Annotated in this window: 2 protein-coding genes; both read left to right on the plus strand. The window is 70.4% G+C overall.

Going from position 1 to position 2,629, the window contains the following annotated elements; genetic code table 11:
* The first annotated feature begins 95 nt into the window (after positions 1–95).
* On the plus strand, positions 96–1,559 hold the full coding sequence (locus AX018_RS24425; RefSeq protein ID WP_111882829.1) for an HlyD family type I secretion periplasmic adaptor subunit: 1,464 nt from the start codon (positions 96–98) through the stop codon (positions 1,557–1,559).
* 142 nt (positions 1,560–1,701) lie between these two features.
* Positions 1,702–2,301: a hypothetical protein gene (locus AX018_RS24430; RefSeq protein ID WP_111882830.1), complete on the plus strand. Its 600-nt coding sequence runs from the start codon at positions 1,702–1,704 to the stop codon at positions 2,299–2,301.
* The last annotated feature ends 328 nt before the right edge of the window (positions 2,302–2,629 follow it).

A 2,629-nucleotide genomic window follows, 5' to 3' on the forward strand; every position in this document is an offset into this window, starting at 1 on the left:
CACCTGTGGCGCATGCAGGCCGGGGCGGGCGCCCTGGCGGCAGCGCAGCAGCCCCCGCCGGCCCGGCCGGCGCCTGCGGGGGAAGGGGCGGCGGCATGAAGACGACGGCACCTTCCACGCCTCCCTCACCGCGCCACCCTCTGCGGGATCTGCTGGCGCGCTACCGCGACGTATTCCGGGTGGCCTGGGAGCGGCGCGCGGAACTGGCGGGCCCCCGGCGGCTGGCCGACGAGCAGGCGTTTTTTCCGGCGGCGCTGAGCCTGCAGGAGACGCCGGTGCACCCGGCGCCGCGGCGCCTGGCGTGGCTGCTGATGGCGCTCTTCGGCATCGCGCTGGCCTGGGCATGCCTGGGGCGCATCGACATCGTGGCGGTGGCGCAGGGCCGCATCATCGTGAGCGACCGCACCAAGCTGGTCCAGCCGCTGGAAAACAGCGTGGTGCGCCGCGTGCTGGTGCGCGAGGGCGAGCATGTCGTCGCCGGCCAGCCCCTGCTCGAGCTGGATCCGACGTCCGCGCAGGCGGACCGCACGAGCTTCGGCGAGGCGCACCGATCGGCGGAGTCGGAATCGCTTCGCGTGCGGGCGCTACAGGATGCGCTGAAGGACGCGGGGCCGGTCGCGCCGCCGCGCTGGTCCACGCACCAGATGCCCGCCGGATGGAGCCCCCAGGAGCGCGCCGATGCCCAGGCGCAGCTGACGGCCGAGTGGAGCGACATCACGGCCCGGCTCGCGCGCCTGGACGCCGAGCGCCAGCGCAGGGAAGCGGAGATCGCCACGGTGCGCGCGATGGTGGCCAAGCTCGAAGCCACCCTGCCCGGGGTGCGACAGCGGGAGCGGGATTTCGAGACGCTGGCCGCGCAGGGCTTCATCTCCGGCCATGCGACGCAGGACCGCACGCGCGAGCGCGTGGAGATGGAGCGCGACCTGGCGACCCAGCAGGCCCGGCTGCAGGAAGCGCTGGCCGCGCTGGCCGAAGCCCGGCAGTCGCGCACGTCGTACCTGGCGGAGACACGGCGCGCGCTGGGCGAGCGGCAGGCGCAGGCCGATCTCAAGCGCGAGCAGAGCGCACAGGAAGTGTCCAAGGCCGAACGGCGGGAGCGCCTGGCAACGCTCGTGGCTCCCGTGAGCGGCACGGTCCAGCAACTGGCGGCGCACACCGAGGGCGGCGTCGTCACCGAAGCGCAGGCGCTGATGGTCATCGTGCCCGACGGCGCCCAGGTGAGCGCCGAGGTCACGCTGGAGAACAAGGACATCGGCTTCGTGGAGCCGGCGCAGGAAGTGACGATCAAGCTGGAGACCTTCCCCTTCACGCGCTACGGGACGGTGGGCGCGCGGGTGGAGACGGTGACGGGGGACGCGGTCGCCGACGAGAAGCGGGGGGCGATCTTCCCCGCGCTGCTCAAGCTGGACCAGACGCACATCGCCGTCGACGGCAAGGACATCCGGCTGGCGCCGGGGATGAACCTGACGGCGGAGATCAAGACGGGTCAGCGGCGGGTGATCGAGTACCTGCTGAGCCCGATCCAGAAGGCGGGCAGCGAGAGCCTGAGGGAGCGTTGAGCGGGGCGCGGATCACGAGACGCGGGACGCAAAAGACAGGAAACAGGAGCCCTCGCCAGGCGCGCTGCGCGCGCGGCGGATGGCGGGGAGCGGGACAGGAAGACCAAACAGAAAAACCAAACAGAAAGAAGGGATGAAGACCATGAATGACAACCCACTGCAGACGGCGCTGGCCGCCATGTTGCGGTTCTGGAGTGTGCGCAGGCCGGGGCCCGCGCAGGCAACCGAGACCTTTGGGGAGGGCGCCGCGCCGGATGGAGTGCCGCAGTTCGGGAGCGCGTTCGCCACGGCGGCGGGCGCGCTGGCGCTGCCTCAGGCGGCGGTGTCCCTGGAGGCGAGCGGCGTGGAGGTCGGGCCGATCGAGCCGCAGGCCTTGTCGGCGCAAGACGAGGGAGAAGACCGGCTGGTGGTCGATACCGCGAAACCCTGGCGGGTGAGTGAAGCGGACTCCGGTGGCGGCGCGCCCGAGGACACGCCGGAGCGGATGGTGCTGGGTGTCGTGAAGCCCTGGCGGGTGGAGGCCCCGGCCCTGGGCGGCGGCGGGCCTGCGGAGATACCGGACCGGATGACGCTGGATATGCCCAAGCCCTGGTTGGCGGGCGCCTTGGAACTGGAGGGCAGCGCCGCGCAACTGGTGCAGGCCATGGCGGGGTTCGCCCCGCGGGGGGCTGGCGAGGTGGTGGTCGGTGCGGCTCGGCTCGGGGAATGGGACCGCCTCATGGCCGTGAATCCCGGGGCTTGATGCAGGTATGGCGCGGATATCGACGCCTGGAAAAGCGGCGCCCGGCCTGGCGGATATGCCAATACGTTGCTGGGCGCCCATGCAGGAGGGCGATGCGCGCGCAGTGGTACGAAATCGATGGACCCGGCTGTCATGCGTGAGAGCCGAACGAGAAGATTTGGTTTTGATGTTCTATTTGGAGGAGTTATTCAATGAAGTCCATATTGCAAGGATGTTTGCTCGCAGCACTCCTGTCCCCCGCGTTGGCGGGCTGTACGCCCAATACCTTCGAGTGGAAGGAAGAAATTCTTCTGCACGATGGCCGAAAGATCATCGCGGAGCGCAAGGA

The organism is Paracidovorax anthurii, from assembly GCF_003269065.1.
Taxonomy (GTDB): Bacteria; Pseudomonadota; Gammaproteobacteria; order Burkholderiales; family Burkholderiaceae_C; genus Paracidovorax; species Paracidovorax anthurii.